The following is a 23366-nucleotide window of genomic DNA, read 5'->3' on the forward strand; positions in this document are numbered from 1 at the left end:
GCTCTATACTGACGTCTACGTGGAGGCCTGATCCGTGACCGACATTCTGATGCCGGCGCTGTCCCCCACGATGGAAGAGGGCACGCTGACCAAGTGGCACATCAAGGCGGGCGACACCGTGTCGGCCGGCCAGGTGATCGCTGAGATCGAAACCGACAAGGCGACGATGGAAGTCGAAGCCGTCGATGAAGGCGAAGTGCTGGAAATTCTGGTGCCGGAAGGCTCCGAGAACGTGAAGGTCAATACGCCGATCGCGCGTCTGGCCGGTGAAGACAGCGCGCCTGCGCCCGCGCCCAAGGCAGAAGCCCCCAAGTCCGAGCCCGTTCCGGCCGCTGCTGCGGCTCCGGCTGCGCCCAAGGTCGAACTGCGCGATCCGGAAATTCCGGCCGACGCCAAGTTGGTCAAGACGACCGTGCGCGACGCCCTGCGCGACGCCATGGCCGAGGAAATGCGTCGTGACGACCGCGTCTTCCTGATGGGCGAGGAAGTCGCCCAGTATCAGGGCGCCTACAAGGTCAGCCGCGACCTGCTGCAGGAATTCGGCGCCCAACGCGTGATCGACACCCCGATCACCGAGCACGGCTTCGCCGGTCTCGGCGTCGGCGCCGCCATGGCGGGCCTGAAGCCGATCGTCGAGTTCATGACGTTCAACTTCGCCATGCAGGCGATCGACCACATCATCAACTCGGCCGCCAAGACCCTCTATATGTCGGGTGGTCAGATCCGCGCGGACATCGTCTTCCGTGGTCCAAACGGCGCGGCCAGCCGCGTCGGCGCCCAGCACAGCCAGGACTATTCGGCCTGGTACGCCCAGATCCCGGGCCTGAAGGTCATCGCGCCCTATGACGCGGCCGACGCAAAGGGCCTGCTGAAAGCGGCTATCCGGGACCCGAACCCGGTCGTCTTCCTCGAACACGAAATGCTGTATGGCACCGAGTTCGACGTGCCGGAAACCGACGACTACGTCCTGCCGATCGGCAAGGCCAAGGTCCGTCGTGAAGGCAAGGACGTCACCATCACGGCTCACGCCCGCATGGTCGGCTTCGCCCTGCAGGCCGCTGAGAAGCTGGCTGAGGAAGGCATCGAGGCCGAGGTCATCGACCTGCGCACCCTGCGTCCGCTGGACCACGAAACCATCGTTGAAAGCGTCAAGAAGACCAGCCGTCTGGTCTCGGCCGAAGAAGGCTGGGGTCCGATGGGCGTCGGCGCCGAGGTCGTGGCCCGCGTGATCGAACACGCCTTCGACTATCTGGATGCGCCGCCGCTGCGCGTGCACCAGGAAGACGTGCCGCTGCCTTACGCCGCCAACCTGGAAGTCCTGTCGCTTCCGGGCGTGGATAAGATCGTCGCCGCCGTGAAGCAGGTGATGGCGTGAGCGAGGCTTCGGAATTCCTGCTGACGACGCCCGAAAGCGTCGCGGCTGATCCGCAGGCCATCGAGATCCTGCGGATGTGGTGGTCGAAGGACGAGCCGGTCATGTCGGTGAAACCCGCCTTCAACGACCCGATCAAGTTCGGCGAGCTTCTGGCCTATGCCGCGCGGCACATGGCGCACGGCTACGCCCTGCGTCACGGTCATAACGAGCGTGAAGCCTACAACCGCATCCTTCAGGGCCTCTCCGAGGTCGTGAAGGCGGATAATGTGCAGACCGTGGCCGAGCCTGCGGTTCAAGCGAAGGGGAACGCCTGATGGACGCCGCCGCTCTGGAACAACGCTCCCTGCCGGTCCCCGAAGGGCTGAACGCCCCTGAGGATCAGGTCATTGAACTGGCCCGCGTCTGGTGGAACGGCACGGGTCCGATCATGAACATCCGTCCTGCGCTGGCTGAGCCGGGCAACATCGGCGTCGTCCTGGCCGAACTGGCCTGGCACTATTCCCATGCCTACGCCGAACACCACGGCTTCGATCAGGCTGCGGCGTTCAAAGCCATCCGCGACAGCTGGGACGCGGCGCACGCCAAGGCCGCCGAGTCCGTCCAATCGGAGCCCGCGCAATGACCGATATTCTGATGCCGGCTCTGTCGCCGACGATGGAAGAGGGCGTTCTGGCCAAGTGGCACGTCAAGGTCGGGGACGTGGTCTCCGCCGGCGACGTGATCGCCGAGATCGAGACCGACAAGGCCACGATGGAAGTCGAGGCCGTGGATGAAGGCGAAGTCACCGACATCCTGGTCGCCGAAGGCACGGAAGGCGTGAAGGTCAACACCCCGATCGCCCGTCTGAAGGACGAGGGCGGGGCTGCTGCACCCGCCGCCAAGGCGGAGGCTCCCAAGGCCGAAGCCGCTCCGGCCAAGACTGAAGCGCCCAAGGCTGCGGTGCCTATCGCTCCGGCTCCGGCCGCGCCGAAGTCGGCTAGCGGCGAGCGCATCTTCGCCTCGCCCCTGGCCCGTCGCATCGCGGCTCAAAACGGTGTCGATCTGACATCGATCAAGGGCACCGGGCCGCACGGCCGCATCGTCAAGCGCGACGTCGAGGGAGCGCCCCAAACCGCGGGCAAGGGCGCCGCTCAACCCGCCGCTTTGAGCGCGACCGTCGCCGCGACCACGGGCATAGCCCCGCGTCAGGCGCCGTCGCTGGCCCAGATGGGCATCCCGGACGGCAGCTACGACCTGATCCCGCTGGACGGGATGAAAAAGGCCGTGGCGCGTCGCATGGTCGACAGCATCCAGAACGTCCCGCACTTCCCGCTCTTCATCGACGTCGAGATCGACCAGCTGATGGCCGTTCGCGCCAAGGTGAACAGGATGCTGGAGCCGCAGGGCATCAAGGTGTCGGTCAACGACTTCGTCATCAAGGCTGCGGCCCTCGCCCTGAAGATGGTGCCGGAGGCGAACGCCTCCTACACCCCCGAAGGCATCGCCATGCACCACAACGCCGACGTCTCGATGGCGGTGGCGATCGACGGCGGCCTGATCACCCCGATCATCAAGAAGGCCGAAACCAAGGGCTTGGCGCAGATCGCGACCGAGTCCAAGGACCTGGCCAAGCGCGCTCGCGAACGCAAGCTGAAGCCCGAAGAGTTCCAGGGCGGCACCTTCTCGGTGTCCAACCTGGGCATGTTCGGCATCAAGCAGTTCACCTCGATCATCAATGAGCCGCAGGGCTGCATCATGAGCGTGGGCGCCGGCGAGCAACGTCCGGTCGTCAAGGACGGGCAACTGGCCGTGGCCACCGTCATGACCGCGACCCTGACCTGCGATCACCGCGTGGTCGACGGCGCGACGGGCGCTCGCTTCCTGCAGGCGTTCAAGCCGCTGATCGAAGATCCCGTGGCGATGCTGGCCTAGTCACATGATCCCGAAAAGTGTCAGCGGTTTTCGGATGAGATCATGTGCTGAAAAAGTAGGGGGGTGAAGTCATGACCTCGGTTTACGACTTCTCCGCACGGGCCATCGACGGCACGGACGTGGCGCTCGACCGCTATCGCGGTCAGGCGCTGCTGATCGTCAATACGGCGTCCAAGTGCGGCTTCACCAGTCAGTATGACGGGCTGGAGACGCTGCACCGGGATTTCGCTGACGCGCCGTTTCAGGTTCTGGGCTTTCCCTGCAACCAGTTCGGCCAGCAGGAGCCGGGCAGGGCGGCGGAAATCGCCGCCTTCTGCGCCACTAGCTTCGACGTCAGCTTCCCCCTGTTCGACAAGGTGGAGGTCAACGGGCCGAACCGGCACCCGCTCTACGCCTGGCTGACCCAGCAGAAGCGCGGCTTTCTCGGCTCCCAGGCCATCAAGTGGAACTTCACCAAGTTCCTGACCGACCGCGAAGGCCGCGTCGTCGCGCGCTATTCGCCCCAGACTGAACCCGCGGCCATCAAGGCCGACATCGAGAAGTTGATCTGATCATGGCTGCTGAATTCGATCTCGTCGTCATCGGTTCGGGCCCCGGCGGTTACGTCGCGGCGATCCGCGCCAGCCAGCTGGGCCAGAAGGTCGCCATTGTCGAGCGCGAGAACCTGGGCGGCATCTGCCTGAACTGGGGCTGTATCCCGACCAAGGCCCTGCTGAAGTCTGGCGAGAAGTTCGAGAGCCTTAGCCACCTCAAGGAATACGGCCTGTCGGCTTCCGGCGCCTCCTTTGACTTCGACGCCATCATCCAGCGTTCGCGCGGGGTGGCGGCGACGATGAACAAGGGCATCGGCTTCCTGATGAAGAAGAACAAGATCGAGGTGATCGAGGGCTCGGCCACGCTCGAGAAGGGCGCCGCAGCGCCCAAGGTCGTCGTCGCCCTGAAGGCCGGCGGCACGCGCGCCATCGAAGCCAAGACGGTCATGCTGGCCGTCGGCGCCCGCGCCCGCGCCCTGCCGCAGATCGGTCTGGAAGCCGATGGCGACAAGATCTGGGCCTACCGCGACGCCCTGGCGCCGAAAAAACTGCCCAAGACCTTCGTCGTCATCGGCTCGGGCGCCATCGGCATCGAGTTCGCCAGCTTCTATCGCGCCCTGGGCGCCGAAGTGACCGTGGTGGAAGCCGTCGACCGCATCATGCCGGTCGAGGACGAGGAAGTGTCCAAGGCCGCCCAGAAGTCCTTCGAGAAGCGCGGCATCAAGTTCAAGGTGGGCGCCAAGGTCACGAAGGTATCCAAGGATTCCAAGGGCGTGAAGGTCGCTGTTGAAGTGAACGGTAAGGCCGAAACGCTGGAGGCCGAGGTCTGCATCTCGGCCGTCGGCATCACCGCCAACACCGACGGCATCGGCCTGGAGGCGCTGGGCGTCGAACTGGATCGCGGCCACATCAAGACCGACAACCACTGCCAGACCAACGTCAAGGGCTTGTACGCCATCGGCGACTGCGCCGGCGCGCCCTGGCTTGCGCACAAGGCGTCGCATGAAGGCATCCACGCCGCCGAGCACATCGCCGGCTACAAGACCCCGAACGTCCATTCGCCGATCGCCGGCTGCACCTACGCCCAGCCGCAGGTCGCCTCGGTCGGCGTCACCGAGCAGGGCGCCCGCGCCGACAAGCGCGAGGTCAAGATCGGCCGTTTCCCGTTCCGCGTGAACGGCAAGGCCGTGGCGGCAGGCGAGATCGACGGCTTCGTCAAGGTGATCTTCGACGCCAAGACCGGCGCTCTGATCGGCGCTCACATGATCGGCCACGAAGTGACCGAGATGATCCAAGGCTACGTCACCGCCATCACCATGGAAGCGACCGAGGAAGACATCCACGGCATCGTCTATCCGCACCCGACCATGTCCGAAGCCATGCACGAGGCGGCTCTGGACGCCTATGGACGCGTCATTCACATCTGATCCGGTTGTTAGAAAATCTGAACTGTGGCTAAGAGGGCGCGCCCTCTCTCTACGGTTCGGATTTTCCATGATCGTCGCGCCTGATGTCCTCGGCCTGATCGGCAATACACCTTTGGTGCGCCTCAAGGGCGCGTCGGAGCTGACTGGCTGCGAAATCCTGGGCAAGGCCGAGTTCATGAACGTCGGCGGGTCGATCAAGGACCGCGCGGCGCTCAGCATCACTCGCAAGGCGCGGGCGTCCGGCGCCTTGAAGCCCGGCGGCGTCATCGTCGAAGGCACGGCGGGCAACACCGGCGTTGGCCTGGCCCTAGTCGGCGCGGCCTTGGGCCACCCCGTCGTCATCGTGATGCCGCGGAGCCAGACAGACGAGAAGAAGCGAGCGGTTCGTCTGCACGGCGCCCGCCTGATCGAGGTCGATCCGGCGCCCTTCGCCAGCCCCAACCATTTCGTCCACTATTCCCGCCGTTTGGCCGAGGAACTGAACGAGAGCGAACCGAACGGCGCCTTTTACGCCGATCAGTTCGACAACCTGGCGAATCGCCAAGCCCACTACGAAGGCACTGCGCCGGAGATCTGGAAGCAGACGGACGGGAATATCGACGGCTTCATCTGCGCCGTCGGCTCGGGCGGCACCCTGGCCGGTTGCGCCGCCTACCTGCGTGAACAGAGGTCCGAAATCGCCATCGGTCTGGCCGATGTGCCGGGCGCCGCCCTCTACAGCTGGTTCACTGAGGGCGTGCTGAAGGGCGAAGGCTCCTCGATCACCGAGGGCATCGGCGTCAATCGCATCACCGGCAATCTGGGCGGTCTCCAGGTCGATCATCCCTACCGGATCGAGGACGCCGAATTCCTGCCCATTCTGTTCGATCTGGTGCAGCATGAGGGCCTGTCCCTGGGGCCGTCCAGCGGCGTCAATATCGCCGGCGCCATCCGCATGGCGCGCGACCTGGGACCGGGCAAGACCATCGTCACCGTCCTGTGCGACGCCGGGCAGCGTTACGCCAGCAAGGTCTATGACCCGGCCTTCCTGACCGCGCGCGGTCTGCCGACGCCGGAGTGGCTGAGCCGATGAGTCGCAAGAAGGATGTCGCCGTCGAGAGCCGCATCCCGCCGCTGAACGCCCTGAAGGCGTTCGAGGCCGCGGCGCGCCGGCTGAACATCACCCGCGCCGCAGAGGAGTTGTCGGTCACGCCCGGCGCCATCAGCCAGCAGATCCGCATTCTGGAGGAGCACGCGGGCGCGCCCCTATTCCACCGCGAAGGGCGTCTGATAGCCCTGACCGACCTGGGGGCCGAGCTCTATCCGCTGCTGCATGACGGCTTCGACTATCTGAAGCGGGCAGGGGACCTGCTGTATCGGCCGGATCGTCGTCACGCCCTGGCGGTCAGCGTGCCGCCGTCCTTCGCCGCCAAGTGGCTGGCCCCGCGCATCGCCCGGTTTGCGGCGGGCCATCCCGAGGTCGAGGTCTGGATGTCGGCGGACATGCGGCTGGCTGACGTCGGCGGCGGGCGCGTGGACGTGGCGGTTCGCTACGGTCGAGGTGACTATTCCGGCGTGCGGTCCGAGCGGCTGCTGTCGGCCGATGTGACCCCGGTGTGCAGCCCGGCCCTGCTGACGGGACCGAAGGGGCTGAAGCGTCCGACCGATCTGGCGCAACACGTCCTGATCCATCTGCGCGCCGGCGAATTGGAAGAGCCGCGTCCAGACTGGGCGGCCTGGCTGAAGGCGCGTGGCGTCGAGGGCGTCGACGCCACAGCCGGGCCGCGCTTCGATCAGACGGCGCTGGCCATCGAGGCCGCCGCTCACGGTCAGGGGGTGGCCTTGGCGCCCTATGCCTTCGTGGCCGAAGATCTGGCCTCTGGGCGGTTGGTGTCGCCCTTCGCCGACGGCGCTCTGGCGACCGAGATGGCCTATCACGTCCTGACCCGCCGCAGCGGCGTGTCCGAACCGGCGCGCGCCTTCGTCCGCTGGATGAAGGCAGAGGTTCAGGCGGCTGAACAGCGGGTGGACGACCTCTGACCGGGTCAGTGGAAATCCCGGGAACCGGGCAAGATGCGCACGTCGCGCGGATGCCGATGCGACGGCTGGCGCGGCGGCTGCGGGTGGGCGACAACGTCGGCGCGGGCTAACTGGATATCGGTCTCGTGATCCTCTGACAGGCGGGCCAGATCGGCGGTGCGGTCGATGACGCGGCGGGCGACGACGTGAACGACGCCCTCGGGGCTTTTCTCGACCACGCCTTCCACCTGCATCAGTCGGGCGCTCATGACCTCGCGGCGGAACTGTTCCAGCATCCGCGCCCACAGGACCACGTTGGTGATGCCGGTCTCGTCCTCCAGGGTGATGAAGACGGCGTTGCCCTTGCCTGGCCGCTGACGCACCAGAACCACGCCCGCGACCTGAACGACGGACCCGCCGCGTTTCGCCTCGGTCGCCGCGCACGTCAGGATTCTGTCGGCGGTGAAAACGGGACGCAGGATGGCCATCGGGTGGGCCTTCAGCGACAGGCGCGCGGTCTGGTAGTCGGCGGCGACATGCTCCCCCAGCGGCATCAGCGGCAGTTGGACGTCCGGTTCGGCGCCCAGTTCGCGGGCGCCGCGAGAGCGCGCCTCGGCGGCGACGAACAGGGGCAGGGGATCATCGTCAGGCAGACGCCGCACCGCCCACAGGGCCTTGCGCCGGTCCTGCCCCAGTGAGCGGAAGGCGTCGGCGTCGGCCAGCTTGCGCATGGCGGCGGCGGGCAATCCGGCGCGCCGAGCCAGGGTCTCGATGTCGGCGAAGGGCGTCTCGGCCCGCGCCGCTGACAGGCGATCTGCCCAATCGTGCTTGAAGCCGTCGATCTGGCGCAGGCCCAGGCGCAGGGCCAGGACCTCCTTCGGGCCTTCGAGCGTGTTGTCCCAGTCGCTGTGCGAGACGTCGATAGGCCGCACCTCGACGCCGCCGATCTCCTGCGCCTCGCGCACGATCTGGGCCGGGGCGTAGAATCCCATCGGCTGACTGTTCAGCAGAGCGCAGGCGAAGACCGCCGGATGGTGGTGCTTGATCCACGACGAGACATAGACCAACTGCGCGAAACTGGCCGCGTGGCTCTCGGGGAAGCCGTAGGAGCCGAAGCCCTTGATTTGTTCGAAACAACGCTGCGCGAAAGCGGGCGGATAGCCGCGCTCGATCATTCGCCCGACGAACCGGCCTTCATAGGTGTGCAGTGTCCCGTCGCCCCGGAACGTGCCCATGGCCTTGCGCAGGCCGTTGGCCTCGGCGTCGGTGAACTCGGCCGCGACCATGGCGACTTTCATGGCCTGTTCCTGGAACAGGGGGACGCCGAGGGTCTTCTTGAGGACGTCTTTCAGCTCGTCCTTTTTATCGGGGTCGGCTGGCGAGGCGTAGTCGGGTTCCTCCACCCCGTTCCTGCGGCGCAGATAGGGGTGGACCATATCGCCCTGGATCGGGCCGGGCCGGACTATGGCGACCTGGATGACGAGGTCGTAGATCTCCCGCGGCTTCAAGCGAGGCAGCATGTTGATCTGGGCCCGGCTTTCGACTTGGAAAACGCCGATGGACTGTCCCCGGCACAGCATGTCGTAGACGGCGGGATCAGTCGGCTTGAGATCATGCATCTCCACCTCAAGCCCGGCATGCTGCTTCAGCAGGTCGAAGGCCTTGCGGATGCAGGTCAGCATGCCGAGCGCCAGCACATCGACCTTCATCAGGCGCAGGGCGTCGATGTCGTCCTTGTCCCATTCGATGAAGGTGCGGTCGGGCATGGCCGCGTTGCCGATGGGGACCAACTCATCCAGCCGGTTCTGGGTCAGGATGAAGCCGCCGACGTGCTGGGACAGGTGACGCGGCGTGTCGAGCAGCCGCGTCGCCATCATGACCGCCCGTCGGATCATCTGATTGGCCGGGTCCAGGCCAGCTTGACGGATGTGATGGTCGCCGATCTCCGTGCCCCAGCTTCCCCATTGGCTGGAGGCCAGACGGGCGGTGACGTCCTCGGTCAGGCCCAGCGCCTTGCCGACCTCTCGGATGGCGCTGCGGGGTCGAAAGTGGATGACCGTGGCGGCGATGCCGGCGCGCTCTCGGCCATAGCGTTGATAGAGGTGCTGGATGATCTCTTCGCGCCGCGCGTGCTCGAAATCGACGTCGATATCGGGCGGTTCGTCGCGGTCGTCGGACAGGAAACGCTCGAACAGAACATCGCTGGTCGCAGGATCGACAGAGGTGATCCCCAGCACATAGCAGACGGCGGAGTTGGCGGCGGAGCCTCGCCCCTGACATAGGATGCGCATATCACGCGCTACGCGAATAATGTCGTAAATCGTCAAGAAATAATGAGCAAATTTCTTGGCTGCGATAAACCTTAGCTCCTTTTCCAGAAGCGCCCTAACCTTGTCCGGCACGCCGTCGGGGTAGCGTTGATCCGCATGGATCCAGACCCGGTCTTCCAGCCAGGCCTGAGCCTGCCAGCCGGGCGGAACCGGCTCTTCCGGATACTGATATTCGAGGGTCTTCAGATCGAAGGCGACGCGGTCGAGAAAGGCCGTGGTCTCGGCGACGGCCTCGGGCGCATGACGGAACAGGCGGGCCATTTCCTCGGGGGGCTTCAACCAGCGTTCAGCGTTGCTCATGAGGCGGCGTCCGGCAGTCTCGATCGTGACGCCCTCGCGGATACAGGTCATGACATCCTGCAGGTCGCGCTCTTCGGTCGAATGATAGAGGACGTCGTTGGTCGCGATCAGCGGAAGCCCGGTCGTGGCCGCCAGATCCTTCAACCGAACCAGCCGGCGATGGTCGTCTCCGCGCCTGTGCATCGTGGCCGCCAGCCAGGCCGCACCGGGCGCCGCGTCTATGATGCGGGTCAGCACTGTGCCGACCTCCGTCAGTTGCTTCGGCGGCATGACGATGAGCAGCAGGCCTTCGGGATCGGTCAGCAGGTCGGGCAGGCCGATCTCGCACTGTCCCTTGATCGCCCGACGATTGCCGAGAGTCAGCAGGCGGGTCAGCCGCCCCCAACCCGCACGGGTTTCCGGATAGGCGAGAATGTCAGGCGTGCCGTCGTTGAAAACCAGCCGCGCGCCGAGGATCAGGCGAAACGCCACTGCTCTCGCCTTGACCATCTTGATCAGGGCGGGATCGTTCATGGTCCGCTCGATGAAGGCGAACTCGCCGGGGCTTCCTCCGATCCGCACGCGACGTCCCGGCAGCATGCCGTGTTTGCGAATTTCATTCAGGGCGGTCCAGGCTCGCACCACGCCCGCTAGCGTGTTGCGGTCCGCCAGTCCCAGCCCGGCCTGACCACGCAGAATGGCGGCCAGGACCATGTCGCCGGGATGCGAGGCGCCGCGCAGGAAGGAAAAATGGCTCGCCGCGGCCAGCTCGGCGTAGTCGCCGCAAGGGTCGAGGGCGCTCATGCGAACAGGCCGTGGATGAACCAGCGCGGTTCGGGCGTCTCGCCATAAAGGCCCTGGCGGAACAGCCAGAAGCGGCGGCCCTCTCGATCCTCGACCCGGTAATAGTCGCGGGTGCGCTGGTCCGGGGCGCGCCACCATTCGCCGCCGATCCGTTCGGGACCTTCGGCACGCGTCACCTCGTGCAGGACGCGGCGCCAGCGGAACTTCAGGGGATAGCCGTCGGGCACCTCGGCCAAGGTTTCGACCGGCTGGGGCGGGTCGAACATCTGCAGGGGACGCAAGGGCGGATCGTCGGGATCGAGGTCAGGCCAGGTCTCGTCGCCATGACGGGCCGAGGTCGGGACCAGCCGTGCGGCGCGTTCAGGGATGTGCGAGGCGAAGGGCGTGAAGCGCAGCACCGCGTCGGCGCCCAGCCGCGCCGTCAGACGGTCGACCAGGCGGCTGAACGCCTCCTCGCCCGACGTCTCGCGCCCCAGCCCTTGCTGGGTCGGCGCCAGGGTCTGGGTCCAGGGAACCGACATGCGCACCTGATCGAAGCCGAAGCCGGGGTCCAGCGGATGAGACAGGGCCGCCATCCGCTCGCGAAACAGCCGCAGGGTCGCAGGCGCGTCGCGCGTCGGGCGGCCGGTGCGGACGACGATCCGGCGCGTCTCGCCGTCCACGCGATAAAAGCCGGCCTCGAAGGCGCGCCCGCCCTGACCGACCTGATCCAGCCGATCCATGGTCTCGATCAGCAGGTCACACAGGACGCGCTCGATATCCTCGGGCGCAGAGACCGGCTCGAAGAAGACACGGTCGACAACCACGGGAGCGGGCGGCCTATGCGGGGTGATGCGCATGTCCTCGTCGCCCAGAACCCGCGCCAGCCGGGCGGGAAAATCGACGCCGAAACGGGCGGCCAAGGGCGCGCGCGGCCGGTCGTCCAGATCGCCCAGACGCTTCAGCCCGGCGCGGCGCAGGGCCTGTTCCTCCTTGTCCGACAGCTCCAGGGCGGCGACTGGCAGGCGGCGTGCGGGGGCGCGGTCCTGACCCGGTTCGAACAGGCCGCCGGGACCGAAGCGGGCCAGGGCGCGCGCGACCTGGGGCGTTCCGGCCAGGCTGCTGCGAGACTTAAGCCCCGCGCGTTCAGCGCGGGTCTGGACGGTCTGCAGCAACCCCGCCTCGCCGCCGAACAGGTGAGCGCAGCCGGTCACGTCCAGCATCAGGCCGTGCGGCGGGTCGAGCGCGATCATGGGGGTGAAGCGGCCGAAATCCTCCAGCGCCCGCGCCAGCAGGGCGTCGTCGGCGTCGGGCTGATGGGCGACGACGCGCAGGGCCGGCGTGCGCGCCCGCGCGTCGGCCAGAGTCAGGCCGGGCGTCAGTCCCGCCCGCGCCGCCGCCGGATCAACCGCGGCCAGCCGCAGCGCGCCCTTGACCTTTTCGACCAGGACGACAGGCGGCGCATCAGGCGGCGCGTCGTGTTCCTGTCGCCGCAGTCGATCGCTGGGCAGCCACGGAAACCAGACCGCCAGATAGCGGCGCCGGTGCGCGGAAGGTTCGCTGTTCACGATCCCACTCCATGATCCAGGTTCCGGTTCCCCCGCCGCCGCGCCGCCGCAGCAGGGTCGCGGAAAAAGACGGCCGCCCCGGCGCTCCGCCTTCCAGAGGCTCCGAAGCGTAAGATGCGACCGACCAGCGGGTTTCGGCCGCGCTGGGGCAGGGGGCCGCCCCCGCCCGCGCCAGAAACAGGGTTCTGCCGCCGGTCTCGGCCGCCAACGCCAGCCGGCGGCTAGCCGTCAGACTGAAGGCCCTGGCCTCGCCCCAGACGCTCAGCAGCACCGCCCCCACGGCGGGGCTGCGCAGGGCCTCTTCGCCGACCGCCAGCAAGGTCGGCGCGTCGCGCGCCCGCACCAGCAGAAGATCGCGCGGCGACACCCCCATTTCGTGCAGACCCGATCCGTGCGGCCGCCCGGCCTCTTGTTCCATCATCTCATGCAGGGCCCAGACGATGGGCCGTCCCGCCGCCGCCCGCAGCGCCAGCCCCAGTCCAAAGGCATTGACCGTCACGGCGTCGGCGGGGGCTGCGGCATAAAGGTCGTGCAGGGCCTGAAGGGAGATATCGACAGGGATGTTTCCGGAAGCGGCTGGCGGACCGGCGCACAGCATTGGCTCTGAGCGCCGGTCGAGAGTCTGCAACCGCTTTTTCAGGGCGGCCAGCCGGTCCGAACGAGATTCAATGTTCTCCATTTGTTCTATATGCCGCTTCCAGACCACCCGATGTCAAGGCAGCAGAAAAAACAAACAGGGGCGCAGGCTTGTCGCGGCTGGCTCAGCCTGGGCGCAGGCGGCGTACCGTTCGGGATGCGGCGCTCGGTCGACGGGTGACGCCGAATGAGCTAGTTTTCACCGCTGTCAGCCATGTGCTGGAAAGCGCGAATGCGGAAGCCGCTTAGCGCCTGAGTCCAACGAACCTGGAACCGGAGTCCAACGAACCCGGAACCAAACCCTCACTCAGGCCCAGAGTCTCAAGAACCTGGAACACTGACAGTGACTGCCGCATTCTGCACTATTGCTATTTCGCATAATATATCTTAGGCGATAATTTGAAATAAAGTCGCCAACGCGAGTTTCCGGCTCCCGCCGGCTCGCGTCGGCTCACAGATCTTCTTCCCGCAGCCCCCCAGTCCGAAGAAGGCTGAAGCGCTTTAGCGGCGAAACCTCGAACGGCTTGGCGAAGAGAGTCGAGACCTGCATCAGCGCTGCCTCGGCCTTGTCCGCGCTCAGCGTCAGCAGGATGAAGCCCTTGGCGGATTGGTCGCAGAAGACCACCTCGTCGTTGGCCTGCATCAGAGCTTCGCCCAACGGGAAGCCGCCGATGGCGTCGCCGATGGCGTCGCCGATCGAAGGGCTGGAGACGGCGCTGGTTCCGAACTCGACCGCGCGACGGGCGCCGCTCGCGTCCTTCAGTTCGTTGACCCAGAAGGCGTGGCTGTCGCCGGCCAGGACGATGGGCTGGACCTCCGCCTCGGCGAAGGCGGCGTAAAGACGCTCGCGGCCCGCCGGATAGCCGTCCCAGGCGTCGAGGTTGAACGGCAGGCCCATCTTGAACAGGAACAGGGCCTGCTCGAACTGCTCGCGAAAGGCCTCAGGCACGCGGGCCATCAGGCCCTCGATCTGCTCGGGCGTCATGGTGCGCGAGACGTCGGGTCCGACCACGCGGGCGGTGACGACCTGATTGCCCAGCACCTGCCAGGGACGGCCGGCAGCCTTGGACGCCGACAGTTCCCGCGTCAGCCAGTCGCGTTGCTCTGGTCCCATCAGATCGCGCGCGGGGTCGTTCAGCCTGGCGCGGAAGGCGTCGAGGTCCAGCACCGGCTCGCCGTCGGGCCCGTCCTTGGCGGTCAGGTCCTTGGCGTAGTCCAGCGGCTCGGTGCGGCCGGTCAGACGCGTCTCGACCATCATCAGGCTGACCAGGTCGCCGAAGTGGAAGCTGCGGTGGATCGCCTCCTTCAGCGCGCCGGGCGCGGCCTCGCGGATCGGCATCCATTCGTAATAGGCCTTCAGCGCCGCCGCCTTGCGCACGGCGAAGTCGCCTTCGCTCTCAGGCTGATGGTTCTCGGCCCCGTGCAGCCAGGCGTCGTTGGCGGTCTCGTGGTCGTCCCAGACGCAGATGAAGGGCGCGCGGGCGTGGGCGGCCTGCAGGTCGGCGTCGGTCTTGTACTGGGCGTGTCGGGTTCGGTAGTCGGCCAGGGTCACGATCTCGTGGCGCGGTTCGGGGATGCGGTTCAGAGCGGCGCCGCTGACCATGCCATAGGCGTCCGCCTCGGCCCCATACTCGTAGATGTAGTCGCCCAGATGCACCACGGCGTTTAGCGACGGCAAGGCGGCGACCGCCTCATAGACGTTGAACAGACCGCCGGGATAAAGCTGACACGACACGACCGCCAGATTGACCGGCGCCACGCCCTCGGCCGCCAGGGTGCGGGCGCGCCCGACCGGCGAGCGAGCCTCGCCCACGGCGAAGTCGTAACGATAGTCGCGACCGGGGCGCAGCCCCGCAGCGTCGATCTTCACCGTATAGTCGCGTTCCGGTCCCGTCTCGAACCGGCCCGAGATGACGACGCGATCCCCCTCGCCTTCCAGCACGCGCCACGTCACGGACACCGGGCCATTGAAGCCCTCCCCCGGCGTCACGCGCGTCCACAGGATCACCCGGTCCGTCGCCGGATCGCCCGAGGCGACGCCGTGGACGAAGGCGACCGAAGCCGCCTCCGCCATCGTCGGGGTCGCGCTGACGGCGGCCCCGGCCCCGAACAGGCCCAGAAGGCCGCGACGATTCATGGTCATGCGCCTGGCCCTCAGTAGCGGACGGTGAAGGCCACGCCGTAGCTGGCGGGGCGTCCAGCGATGAAGGTCGGCAGGCCGAGCGCGTCGCCCGTATTGCCGGCGTCCTTGATATATTCCTCGTCCAGCAGGTTCTCGCCGAAGGCCTCAAGGCCCCAGTTTCCGGAGGCCGGGGCGTAGCGCACCCGCAGGTTCAGCAAGCCGTAGCTGTCCTGATATTCATCCTGGGCTGTGTCGGCGACGAAGTTCTGGGTCTGCAGCGCCGGAATGTCGTTGTTGTCGTCGAAGAAGACCTTGGACTGCCAGGTATAGGTTGGCTGCACCTCGACGGTTCCGCCCGCCACCGGCAGGCGCCAGACGGCGCCGATCGAGGCCATGTGGTCCGGCGACAGGCGGAAACGATTGCTGTCATACAGGCCTGCCTCGAAGCGCGAGTGATTGTAGCCGTAAGTGCCGAACAGGTCGAAGTTATCGGCCGCCGCCCAGAAAACCTGACCCTCGAAGCCATAGGCGCTGGCTTCGCCCGCATTGGTCGTGATGAAGCGGGTGCCTTCCTGAACGGTCGTCTGGAAGTTGTCGTAGGCGTAGTGGAAGACAGCGCCGTCCAGCCGCAGACGGCCGTCCATCAGCGCCGCCTTGGCCCCGACCTCGAAGCTGTCGACCGTCTCAGCTTCGATGACCTTGAAGGTCGGCGCGCCCAACGGCGCGGACGGGCCGCTGACGCTCAGCACCTCTGGACGACGGCCCCGCGCATAGTTGGCGTAGAGGCTGGCGTCGTCCGACAGGGCGTAGCGTGCGTTCAGACGCCAGGTGAAGCCGTCATCCTCGTGATCCCCGTAGACGAAGTCGCCGTTGTTGGCGGTCGGCTGCGCCGTCAAGCCGAACAGCGGCAGGACCGAGGCCGGCAGGTTGACCGCGTTCGGATTGGCCAAACCGCCCAGCAGGGCCGGAACCTGGGCGGCAGGGACTGCGCCTTGCAGCACGGCCAGCAGCCCGCCCGCGATCGAGCGGCCGTTGGCGACCGAACTGGCGTAGCCCGTGGTCTTGTCGTCGCGGGTGTAGCGAACCCCGCCGGCGAACTCGAGCCGGTCGGTGGCCTTGAAGGTCAGATCAGCGAACAGATCGTAGGAGGTCAATTCGGCGCTGTTGATCGGAATTTCGATATGGGCCGACTTCAGATTGCCCGCGATCGGGGCGGCCAGGGCCCCTGCCCCCAGCGGCGTCAGCGTCGCCTGAAGGAACTGACGCGCCACCGTCGGATAGGCCGAGAGCGGCAGGGTGTTGTGACCGACCGTCGTCGGCGAGCCGTCCAGCAGCCCGGCCAGCTGAACCAGGGCGATGCGCTCGTCGAACTGGGTCGGGGTGCGCTGATAGCCCTCCTCGCGGAACCAGCCGGCGCCGGCGAAGCCCGACAGACGGCCGCCATTGTCCCAGTTCAGTCGGAACTCCTGGCTCCACTGCTCGCCGTGGGCGTCTTCGGCCGCCGTCAGCAGCGGCAGCGACAGGCCGTCGGCGTCAAAGGTTTCATAGGAGTCGAACTGGCGATAGGCCGTGGTCGAATTCAGCGACAGCGACGGCGTCAGCGTCCACTTCACCAGACCCGTCACGCCCCAGACCTCGCGGTCCAGGCCCAGGCTCTTGCCGCCGTCGAAGGCGGCGCCCGGCGTCAGGGCCGCGCCTTCCCACGGCGCGCGTCCGCCCAGCACGGCGCCCGTCGTCGGGTCAGCCGGAGCATAGGCGATGGACTTGAACGAGGTGCCGGTGGCGGCGTCCGTCTGATAGTTGGCGATCAGGTCGGCGCGCAGGCTGTCGGTCGGGGTCCAGGCGCCCGACAGGCGGAAGGCCTTGGTCTCGATGCCGTTGTAGTCTTCGCCGCCCAGCAGGTTCTCGACCGAACCGTCGCGGGTCTTCATCCGCGTGGCCAGACGCAGGGCCGCGTCCTCGCCCACCGGGGCGTTCACGAAGCCTTCGACGGAGCGATAGCCATAGTCCCCGGCCTCGGCCCGCATCTGGGCGTCGAACTGGCCCGGACGGGCGCGGTTCTGCACCAGGTTGACAGCCCCGATCAGGGCGCCGCGGCCATAGAGGGTCGACTGCGGCCCCTTGGCGATTTCGACGCGCTCCAGATCGAACAGCTCGACGTAGGACCCGCGCGACTTGGAGATCGACACCCCGTCCTGGAACACCGATACGCGCGGCTCGGCCGTGGCCGCGCCCGAGTCCGAGGTGATGCCGCGCATCACGAAACCCGGATTGTTCGGCGACTGGTTCTGCACCAGGAAGCCCGGCACGAAGGCCGACAGCTGCTCGAACTCCTGAACGCCCAGGTTCTCGAGGAACTCACCGCTGTAGGCCGTCAGGGCGAAGGGCACCTCGACGGGATCCTGAGCGCGCAGCTGGGCGGTGACGATGACGTCGTCCACCGTCGAGACATGGTCCTGAGCCGCGCTCTGCGCATGGGCCGTCCCGCCCATCAGGCTCAAAGCAGCCGCGCCCGCCAGCAAACCGGCCTTGTTCCCCACGGACTTCATCATCGCATCCCCCTTTGAACGTCGAGGAAGCCGTAGTGGGCGTCGGTGTCGGACCGGCGACGGTGACGCCAAGACACGGTGAAGCTGGCGCGTCTGCTCCGAGACAAACCATCACGGAACGACGCGTTACTTTTGATCTGACCGGCGCTAGAGACGTCGGCCAGATCGAGGAGCCGCGCATGACCGACCATGACGAATACGAGGAAGACGGCGGCGGCTTCGACGTCGATGACTGGTCGCGTCTGATCCCCTTCACGGGTGCAGTAGCGACGCTGGAGGACGTTCAGGCGCGCAAGGCGGTGTTCGCGCTTGGCGACACCGAGGAGTCCTGGACGCTCGACATGGATCTGCCCCAGCCGCTCATCTGGTGGGAGGATGACGGCGAACAGGCGGCGGTGGCCGTTCAGGCCGAAGCGCACGTCGGTTCCGATGGCGAGACCATGGAGGTTCTCGGCCTGATCCTGCCTGACGGCAGCGCGGCGGTGGCCCTGATGGACGATGTCGATCTGGTGGACGATACCGATCCGACTTGGCGCGACCTGGTCGCCAGCGCGGTGGACGCCCCCGATGGGGACGACGACTAGGTCATTCTCAGCCGATTGAAAAAGCCCCCTTCCCCGAGAACCGGCGTCCTCGCGGAAGGGGGCTGTCTCGACCAGCGCCCATTTAGAAGTTCGCCGTCACGCTCAACGTCACCGTGCGGGGCGCACCATAGAAGCCGATGACGGAATCGCCCGTCAGCGCGCCGGGGAAGTTGTAGCCGCCGGCGCGATAGCGTTCGTCCGACAGGTTGCGGCCCGCCAGGCTGACGCGGTAGCGGGCGTCCGGCGCAGTCCACATCAAGGTGGCGTCATAGAGCCAGTAGGCGCCCTGATCGAGCAGCGGGATCGCCGTCTCGAACATCTGCGTCGCGCCGCGATACGAGGCCGTCGGCGTGAAGATGACCGAGCCGCGATCGCCCAGATCGACGCTGTAAGGCAGCGCGATATTGGCGGTCCAATCCGGCGTGTTCTGGAATTGGCGCTGGTCCGCCATGTTCTCGCGCTTGCCGGTCAGCGGATTGAAGGTGACGAAGTCGTTGAACTTGGCGTCCAGGTAGCCCAGCGTCAGACGCGGGACGAAGCTGTCGGTGATCCGCGCGCTGGCCTCCAGCTCCCAGCCCCAGATCTCGCTGGAACCGGCGTTGTCGACGAAGCTGACGACCGAGGCCGGCGGGATGAAGAACTGCGAGGTGATCTGCTGGTCGGTGTAGTCCGACTTGAACAGGGCCGTGGCGAAGTTGACCCGGCGATCCAGCAGCGAACCCTTCAGCCCGATCTCATAGGTGTCGACCAGTTCGGGTTGATAGCCGTTGATGGTCTCGGGATAGAGCTTGGCGTCGCCACGCATGTCGAACCCGCCGGACTTGAAGCCGCGTCCGTAGGAGACATAGCCGGTCAGTTCCGGCGTGAACTTGTAGCTGGCGCTGACCCGCGGCGTGAATTCCGAATAGGTGTCCGAGTTGGTGTAATCGGTCGAAGGCGGCCCAGCGGCCACGGCGGTGTTGTTGCCGAAGAAGGGGCTCTTGATGCCCAGGTAGTTCTGACGCAGTTGGTCGACGCTCTTCTTGTCCTGGGTCCAGCGACCGCCGACCGACAGCGACAGCTGGTCGGTCAGGTCGTAGCTGAAGTCGGCGAAGACGGCGAAGCTACGAGTGTCCACCTTGCCGCCGGTGAAGGTCGTCAGGCCGGGTTTGAAACCGGGCGGCACCAGCGGATACAGGCCGATCACCGTATCGAAGGCCCCCTCGGCCGAGGCGTCCATGTAGAAGACGCCGGCCACGCCCTGCCAACGCTCGCCTTCGAACAGGGCCTGGAATTCCTGAGTGAACTGGCTGTCGGCATAGTAGCCGGGAATGTCGAGAATGGGCTGCGGCAGGCCGTCGAAATCGATGCCTGAGCCCTTGGTGTCGCCGTCGCGCCAGGCGGTGATCGACTTGAAGGTCAGGACGTCGCTGGCGTTCCACTCGCCGGTGAAGGACAGGCCGCGCGTCCGCACGTCGCCCTCGTCGCCGATGCCGGCGCGGGTGTCATAAATGCCGTCGGTCATCGGCGCCTTGAGGCGATAGCCGTGACGGGCGTTGGAATCATCCTGGGTGACATCCCCCGCCAGACGGAAGAACAGATCCTCGGTCGGCGTCCATTCGACGCTCAGGCGGGCGGCGGTGACGTCCTTGTTGTAGTGTTCGGCGCCCGTGGTCAGATTGGTCCCATAGCCGTCGCGGGTGTAGCGGGCGACGGCGCCGCCGACGCGCAAGGTGTCGGTGATCGGCGCTGAACCCGAGGCGATCAGATCCACCTGATTATAGCTGCCGTAGGAGCCCTTCAGCGTCATTTCGGGGTCCTGGCCCAGACGCTTGGTGACGTATTTGATCGCCCCGCCGATCGTGTTGCGGCCATAGAGGGTGCCCTGGGGGCCGCGCAGGACTTCCAGCCGTTCGATGTCGAAGATGTCCAACACCGCGCCTTGCGGGCGGGCCACGTAGACGTCGTCGACATAGAGCCCGACGCCGGGCTCGAAGCCCCACAAGGGGTCCTGCTGGCCCACGCCGCGAATGAAGCTGGTCAGGGTCGAGTTGGTGCCGCGCGCGACCTGGACCGTGGCGTTCGGCGTCTGCTGCTGCAGGGTGGTGATGTCGGCGGCGCCGGTCTGTTCCAGACGTTCGCTGCTGACGGCGGTGACGGCGACCGGCACGTCCTTCAGGCTCTCCTCGCGACGGCGCGCGGTGACGACGATCTCATCGACGCTGGACACCTGTTCGGTCAGCGCCTGCTGGGCGAAGGCCGGCGTCGCGCACAGCGGGGCCGCAATGAAGACGCTGGTCATCAGCGCCAGACGCAACTGTCCTGTCGTTCGCATTCTCGTTTCCTCTCCACGCGCGGTCGTTGGTCGCCGCTGATCTGTGTTGGAGCGACGGTGATCCGTGAACGGCCCCGCTGTCAACATCATTCATTCTTGCATGAATGATGTTTCACGAAGCGGCTCGACAGCTGAGCGAGCGTTGTTCATTCTCAAATGAACGAGCGCGGCGAAGATCGCGCCCCAGGGAAGACGTCGAGGGACGGAACATGGATCAGATCAACCGCGCCGCGACGCAGCCCGTCGCACACACTCCGTCCGGCGACCTGCGCGGCCGTCGCGAAGGTCCGGCTAACGTGTTCCGCGGGGTGCCCTACGCCGCCGCCCCGGTCGGCGATATGCGCTGGCGGGCGCCGCAGCCCTTTCCCACCTGGAACGGCGTGCGCGAGGCGACGGCGTTCGGCCCCTCCGCGCTCCAGGCCGGTCCCGCCGACGTGGCCGACATCGTCGCCATCGGCGGCGCGCCCGAGCCGACCGGCGAAGACTGCCTGACTCTGAATGTCTGGGCGCCCGCCGAGACGACCTGTCCGGCGCCGGTCATGGTCTGGCTGCACGGCGGGTCGAACCGGATGGGGGCCGGCTCCCTGCCCTTCTACGACGGCGCGGCCTTCGCTCGCGACGGCGTAGTTCTGGTCAGCGTCAACTATCGCCTGGGCCAGCTCGGCTTCTTCGCCCACCCGGCCCTGACGACCGAAGCCGCTCCGAATGAGCCGCTGGGCAACCAGGGCCTGTTGGATCAGATCGCGGCACTGGAATGGGTCCGCGACCATGTCGCGGCCTTCGGCGGCGATCCCGCCAACGTCACCCTGTTCGGCGAATCAGCCGGGGGCCTCGACATACTGGCCCTGATGACGGCCAAGCGGGCGCGCGGCCTGTTCCACAAGGCCGTCGTCCAGTCGGGCGGCGGCTGGCTGCCCGCCACGCCGCTGAAGAACGCCCAAGAGCGCGGCGCGGCAATTGCAACCGCGCTCGGCCTGACTAATCCCGACGCCGCCGCCCTGCGCGCCGTCGCGCCCGAGCATCTGACAGCGATCGAAGGCGCCTTTGGTCCCGTCATCGACGGACGGTTGCTGGACCGCGACCCGATCAGCGCCTTCGCGCGCGGCGACTTCGCCGATGTGCCTCTGATGATCGGGGTCAACAGCGGCGAGGATTCCCTGCTCAACTACGGCGGCGGGCTGAAACGCTTCGGCCAGTTGATCAAGCCGAACGCCAAGCTGGCCGCCCTCTATCCCGAGGCGAACGGTGATGAGGAACAGCTGATCCGCCTCGGCTTCCGCGACTTCGCCTTCGCCGCCCCGGCGCGCTGGGTGGCGTCGCGTCCACGCAAGTCGAAAGCGTGGCTCTACGCCTTTGACTATGTGGAGGAAGCCCGGCGCGAGACCATGCCGCGCGCCAACCACGCCGCCGAGATCTTCCACGTCTTCCAGACCCTGGACCATCGCCCCGACGGCGCCCCGCCCGCGACCGAAGCCGACCGCATGGTCAGCGCCGCCATGCACGCCCGCTGGGTCGATTTCGCCAGGACCGGCGTCCCCGGCGACGACTGGCCCGCCTATGTCCCGGCCGACGACGCCTGGATGGTGTTCGGCGACCGCCCCGGCGGCGAGGTGCGGCGCGGCTGGTGGAAGGCGGCGCTGGATCATCATGACCGCAAGGGCAGGCTGCTGGTCCTGCTGTTACGGACGCGGGATCGCCTGCGCCTGCTGTTCTCGGCTAGACTGCGTCGATGACCGTCACCGAAACCAAGCTGCGCCCCAAGGCGGCGGCGAAAGCCAAGGCCCCGCCCAAGCCCAAGGCCCAGCGCCGCGAGGAGACGACGACCCGCATCCTCGACGTGGCCGAGGCCCTGTTCGCGCGCGACGGCCTGCACGGCGTCACCCTGAAGGCCGTGGCCAAGGAGGCGGGCGTCGATACGGCCCTGCTGCACTATTATTTCGACGACAAGAACCGGCTGTTCTCGACCGTCTTCGGCCGCCGCGCCGAGGTGGTGAACAGGCTGCGTCTCGACAGCCTGGACCGCTATGAGGCCGAGCACGGCGACGCCATGACGGTGCGCGGGGCCATCGACGCCTTCCTGCGTCCGCTGTTCGTCCTGTTCGATAAGGGCGACAAGACCTGGCTGAACTACGCGGCGCTGGTGGCCCAGGTGAACAACACCCCGGCCTGGGGCGGCGACACCATGCACCAACATTTCGACCCGGTGATCGAACGCTTCATCGGGGTGCTGAAGCGGATCGCCCCGGAAACGCCCGAGCGGCAGATCTACTGGTTCTATCATCTGCTGTCAGGGTCGCTGACCCTGTCGCTGGCCCAGACCGGCCGTATCGACGTCCTGTCCGGCGGCCTGTGCAAGTCGTCGGAAATGGCGGCCATCTGCGACGCCATGGAGGCCGTCTTCACCGGCGGGTTCGAGGCTATCCGTCGGAGCTAACGAGGCGCAGCCTTCAGCGCCTGCGCCTCGCTGCTGATCCTGACGGCCATCATCGCAATGTTGAGAAGACTGAAGATCAGGGCGAACCACGCCAGTCCGAAGGCGAGCGGCAGGACAAGAATTTCAGCCGCTACCACCAGGTAGTTCGGGTGCGACACGAACCTATAGGGGCCGCGCCGGATCAACGGTTCGCCCGGCAGGGTGATGATCCGCGTCGTCCAGCGATCGCCCAGGCTCGCGATGACCCAGACGCGCGCCGCCTGCAGCCCGATGAAGATCGCCAGAAACCAGAGGTTCAACGACCGATCCCAGGCCAGAAGCCACAGGCCAATCAGCCAGGCGGCGTGAAGCGCCACGATAAAGGGATAATGGCCGGCGCCGGCCTCGACCGCGCCACGCGCCAGCAGCCGCCTCGTGTTCCGCCGAGCCAGCACCAACTCGCCGACACGCTGCGCCGTGACCAGGCTCAGGATGACGACGGACAGGATCACGTCGCGTTCAGGCTCACGGCGCTGGCGGTAAA

At 66.8% G+C, this 23366-nt stretch carries 18 protein-coding genes; 11 read left to right on the forward strand and 7 right to left on the reverse strand.

Annotation, left to right across the window (positions count from 1 at the left end):
• The first annotated feature begins 34 nt into the window (after positions 1 to 34).
• The 8 genes from VGE49_RS12125 (at position 35) to gcvA (ending at position 7265) form a co-directional block, all read left to right on the forward strand.
• Positions 35 to 1375, forward strand: coding sequence for a pyruvate dehydrogenase complex E1 component subunit beta (locus VGE49_RS12125; RefSeq protein WP_331034801.1), 1341 nt, complete (start codon positions 35 to 37; stop codon positions 1373 to 1375).
• Positions 1372 to 1689, forward strand: coding sequence for a DUF5076 domain-containing protein (locus VGE49_RS12130; protein ID WP_331034802.1), 318 nt, complete (start codon positions 1372 to 1374; stop codon positions 1687 to 1689). Before VGE49_RS12125 ends, VGE49_RS12130 begins: the two co-directional genes overlap by 4 nt.
• Complete coding sequence (locus tag VGE49_RS12135) at positions 1689 to 1997, forward strand: DUF5076 domain-containing protein (RefSeq protein WP_331034803.1); 309 nt, start codon at positions 1689 to 1691, stop codon at positions 1995 to 1997. The genes VGE49_RS12130 and VGE49_RS12135 overlap by 1 nt, the downstream gene beginning before the upstream one ends.
• Entirely contained in the window at positions 1994 to 3286 is a 1293-nt protein-coding gene (locus VGE49_RS12140; protein ID WP_331034804.1) for a pyruvate dehydrogenase complex dihydrolipoamide acetyltransferase, read from the forward strand. Before VGE49_RS12135 ends, VGE49_RS12140 begins: the two co-directional genes overlap by 4 nt.
• A gap of 71 nt (positions 3287 to 3357) precedes the next feature.
• Positions 3358 to 3837, forward strand: coding sequence for a glutathione peroxidase (locus tag VGE49_RS12145; RefSeq protein WP_331034805.1), 480 nt, complete (start codon positions 3358 to 3360; stop codon positions 3835 to 3837).
• 2 nt (positions 3838 to 3839) lie between these two features.
• Entirely contained in the window at positions 3840 to 5246 is a 1407-nt protein-coding gene (lpdA, locus tag VGE49_RS12150) for a dihydrolipoyl dehydrogenase (RefSeq protein ID WP_331034806.1), read from the forward strand.
• Positions 5247 to 5313: 67 nt separating this feature from the next.
• The gene (locus tag VGE49_RS12155) at positions 5314 to 6318 is read left to right on the forward strand and encodes a cysteine synthase A (protein WP_331034807.1); all 1005 of its coding nucleotides are present in this window, start codon (positions 5314 to 5316) and stop codon (positions 6316 to 6318) included.
• Positions 6315 to 7265, forward strand: coding sequence for a transcriptional regulator GcvA (gene gcvA / locus VGE49_RS12160; protein ID WP_331034808.1), 951 nt, complete (start codon positions 6315 to 6317; stop codon positions 7263 to 7265). The genes VGE49_RS12155 and gcvA overlap by 4 nt, the downstream gene beginning before the upstream one ends.
• 5 nt (positions 7266 to 7270) lie before the next feature.
• Here gcvA and VGE49_RS12165 read toward each other — a convergent pair whose 3' ends face one another.
• The 5 genes from VGE49_RS12165 to VGE49_RS12185 form a co-directional block, all read right to left on the reverse strand.
• Positions 7271 to 10657, reverse strand: coding sequence for an error-prone DNA polymerase (locus tag VGE49_RS12165; RefSeq protein ID WP_331034809.1), 3387 nt, complete (start codon positions 10655 to 10657; stop codon positions 7271 to 7273).
• Positions 10654 to 12204: a Y-family DNA polymerase gene (locus VGE49_RS12170; RefSeq protein WP_331034810.1), complete on the reverse strand. Its 1551-nt coding sequence runs from the start codon at positions 12202 to 12204 to the stop codon at positions 10654 to 10656. Before VGE49_RS12170 ends, VGE49_RS12165 begins: the two co-directional genes overlap by 4 nt.
• Positions 12101 to 12883 (reverse strand): ImuA family protein, encoded by a 783-nt coding sequence (locus VGE49_RS12175; RefSeq protein WP_331034811.1) that lies wholly within the window; start codon positions 12881 to 12883, stop codon positions 12101 to 12103. The genes VGE49_RS12170 and VGE49_RS12175 overlap by 104 nt, the downstream gene beginning before the upstream one ends.
• Positions 12884 to 13291: 408 nt before the next feature.
• On the reverse strand, positions 13292 to 14983 hold the full coding sequence (locus VGE49_RS12180) for an alkaline phosphatase D family protein (protein WP_331034812.1): 1692 nt from the start codon (positions 14981 to 14983) through the stop codon (positions 13292 to 13294).
• Between the two features lie 11 nt (positions 14984 to 14994).
• Positions 14995 to 17514, reverse strand: coding sequence for a TonB-dependent receptor (locus tag VGE49_RS12185; RefSeq protein ID WP_331034813.1), 2520 nt, complete (start codon positions 17512 to 17514; stop codon positions 14995 to 14997).
• 176 nt (positions 17515 to 17690) lie between these two features.
• Between VGE49_RS12185 and VGE49_RS12190 the strand changes: the two genes are divergently transcribed.
• Positions 17691 to 18095 carry a hypothetical protein gene (locus tag VGE49_RS12190; protein WP_331034814.1) on the forward strand — a complete coding sequence of 135 codons (405 nt, stop codon included), beginning with the start codon at positions 17691 to 17693 and terminating at the stop codon, positions 18093 to 18095.
• 82 nt (positions 18096 to 18177) lie between these two features.
• Here the strand turns inward: VGE49_RS12190 and VGE49_RS12195 are convergent, their stop codons facing one another.
• A complete protein-coding gene (locus VGE49_RS12195) occupies positions 18178 to 20409 on the reverse strand; it encodes a TonB-dependent receptor (RefSeq protein ID WP_331034815.1) in 2232 nt (743 codons plus the stop codon).
• A 209-nt stretch (positions 20410 to 20618) separates the two neighbouring features.
• Here VGE49_RS12195 and VGE49_RS12200 point away from each other — a divergent pair, with 209 nt between their 5' ends.
• Entirely contained in the window at positions 20619 to 22142 is a 1524-nt protein-coding gene (locus VGE49_RS12200; RefSeq protein ID WP_331034816.1) for a carboxylesterase/lipase family protein, read from the forward strand.
• On the forward strand, positions 22139 to 22843 hold the full coding sequence (locus VGE49_RS12205; protein ID WP_331034817.1) for a TetR/AcrR family transcriptional regulator: 705 nt from the start codon (positions 22139 to 22141) through the stop codon (positions 22841 to 22843). Before VGE49_RS12200 ends, VGE49_RS12205 begins: the two co-directional genes overlap by 4 nt.
• Here the strand turns inward: VGE49_RS12205 and VGE49_RS12210 are convergent.
• The coding region (locus VGE49_RS12210; protein WP_331034818.1) for an isoprenylcysteine carboxyl methyltransferase family protein at positions 22840 to 23366 on the reverse strand (527 nt) is incomplete at its 5' end. The two genes, VGE49_RS12205 and VGE49_RS12210, sit on opposite strands and share 4 nt — an antisense overlap.

Source organism: Brevundimonas sp., assembly GCF_036405315.1.
Taxonomy (GTDB): domain Bacteria; phylum Pseudomonadota; class Alphaproteobacteria; order Caulobacterales; family Caulobacteraceae; genus Brevundimonas.